At 64.6% G+C, this 2,288-nt stretch carries 3 protein-coding genes; 1 reads left to right on the forward strand and 2 read right to left on the reverse strand.

What is annotated here, in order from left to right:
• Positions 1–660: transcriptional regulator (locus EN932_RS34280; protein ID WP_128369445.1), on the forward strand; the 660-nt coding region annotated here is incomplete at its 5' end.
• Here the strand turns inward: EN932_RS34280 and EN932_RS34285 are convergent.
• Together EN932_RS34285 and EN932_RS34290 are read right to left on the reverse strand one after the other, a co-directional pair.
• Positions 661–1,563: a DMT family transporter gene (locus EN932_RS34285; RefSeq protein ID WP_244506971.1), complete on the reverse strand. Its 903-nt coding sequence runs from the start codon at positions 1,561–1,563 to the stop codon at positions 661–663.
• 71 nt (positions 1,564–1,634) lie between these two features.
• Positions 1,635–2,288 (reverse strand): molybdopterin cofactor-binding domain-containing protein (locus EN932_RS34290; protein ID WP_164890786.1); only part of this gene is annotated, 654 nt, incomplete at its 5' end.

Raw genomic sequence — 2,288 nt, forward strand, 5'->3', positions numbered from 1 at the left:
GTGCTGCATCTGGCCGAGCAATTGTCGATCCCGCTGAGGCAACGCAACCAGTTGCTGCTCGCCGCCGGCTTTGCCCCCAGTTTCGGCGAACGCTCGCTGACCGACACGACAATGGCGCCGGCGATGGCGGCGGTCGAAATCGTGCTCAAAGGCCACGAGCCGTTCCCGGCACTCGCTGTCGACCGCCACTGGAACCTGGTTTCGGCCAACGCCGCCATCGCTCCCTTCCTTGCCGATGTCAGCGAGGCTTCGCTGCTGACGCCGCCGGTCAACGTGCTTCGCCTCAGCCTGCATCCCGGCGGCATCGCGCCACGCATCGTCAATCTCCAGGAATGGCGCACGCATCTGCTCGAGCGCCTGAAACACCAGAATGACGCGAGCGGCGACGCGGCGCTGATCGAACTCGAGCGTGAGCTGAGGACTTATCCGTCAGGCTTGAGAGGCAGCCGGCCGTCGCCGGTCGAGCCGAACGCCATCGTGCATCCGCTCAGGCTGGCGCATGGCGATCAGGTGCTGTCGTTCATCAGCACCATCACCGTGTTCGGCACGCCGCTCGACGTGACGCTTTCGGAACTGGCGATCGAATCGTTTTTCCCCGCCGACGAACAGACGAGGACGGTGCTGGTTCGGTTGGCGAAGGAGCGAGCCGAGCTGTCGTAGTCACCCTTCAGGCAAAGATGCCTTGCGCGTGCGGGTGCGCTCCAGGCCGAGCTGGCGTTCGCGCCAGATGATGAAGATGCCGGCGGCGACGACGATCAGGCCGCCGACAAGCATATGGAGCGTGGCGACGTCGCCGAAGACGAGATAGCCGACGACGAGGCCTAGGATCATCGAGGTGTATTCGAACGGCGCCACGACCGAGGCTTCGGCATGGCGATAGGCCGCCGTCATCAGGATCTGGCCAAGGCCGCCGCAGAAGCCGGCGGCAACAAGAAGGGCCGCCTGGAGCGGCGTCAGCGCCTGCCAGCCGAATGGCAGCGACAGCAGCGACATGACGCTCGCCGTCACCGAAAACCACAGCACGATGGTCGCCGTACGCTCGCTTTGCACGAGATTGCGCACCAAGAGCATGGCGACGGCCGAGATCGCTGCCGCGACAAGAGCGGCCATGACGCCAAGCACTTCCTGGTCGTCGAGCGCCTGGTCGGAACTCAGCAGCGTCAGTTCCGGCCAGGAGATGATCAGCACGCCGACCAGGCCGACCGCGACCGCACTCCAGCGATACACGCGGATAGCCTCGCCGAGGAAGATGGAGCTGAACACCACCACCAGCAGCGGCTGCGCGTAGTTCAGCGTGATCGCTTCGGGCAGCGGCAGCCGGGTCAACGCGAAAAAGCCGAGCCCCATGGCGCAGACGCCGACCAGGCCGCGGGCGATGTGGTTGAACGGACGCTTGGTGGTGAAGGCAGTGCCGAGTTCTTTCCTGAAGGCCAGGAAGGCGATGATCGGGAAGATGGCGAAGAAAGAGCGGAAGAAGACAATCTGGCCGGCCGGAACGGTGCCTGCGGCTTTGATGCAGGTCTGCATGCCGACGAAGACCGCCACCGACACGATCTTGAGCATGATGCCGGTAAGCGTGTCGTGCCCGCCGGCATCATCGCTGGCTGTGGCCGAGGGGCTGCCGGGGCCTGCTGTCACGCTCCCGACGCTTCTCGGATCGTCGCCCAGATACGCGCCGGCGTTGCCGGCATGTCGATGTGCCTGACGCCATAAGCGCGCCAGAGCGCGTCGGTCACCGCATTGAGTGCCGCCGGGGTCGAGCCGATGGTGCCGGCCTCGCCCGCGCCCTTGATGCCAAGCGCATTGGTGGTCGAAGGCACGTTGCGGGTCTCGAAATGAAAGAACGGGAAATTGTCGGCGCGCGGCATGGCGTAATCCATGAAGCTCGCCGTCAAAAGCTGTCCGTCCTCGCCATAGATAGTGTCCTCGGTCAGTGCCTGGCCGACGCCTTGCACGACGCCGCCATGCACCTGGCCGGCGAGCAGGATCGGGTTTACGGTCACGCCGAAATCGTCGACGATGGTGTAGCGGACGATCTCGGTCGCGCCGGTGTCGGGATCGATCTCGACCTCGCAGATGTGGGTGCCGTTGGGATAGGTGCATTCGTCCTGCACGAACTCGCCAAAGCCCTTGAGATCGTCAGGCGTCTTGGCGGCCTTGGCGATGCTGGAAAAATCGAGCGAGCGATCGGTGCCGACGATGCGGGCAACACCATCGGACAACTCGATGTCGCCGGCAGAAGCCTCGAGCTCGTCGGCGGCGATGCGCTTGATCTTGTTGGCCAGATC

It is taken from the genome of Mesorhizobium sp. M7A.F.Ca.US.002.01.1.1 (assembly GCF_004022955.1).
Taxonomy (GTDB): domain Bacteria; phylum Pseudomonadota; class Alphaproteobacteria; order Rhizobiales; family Rhizobiaceae; genus Mesorhizobium; species Mesorhizobium ciceri.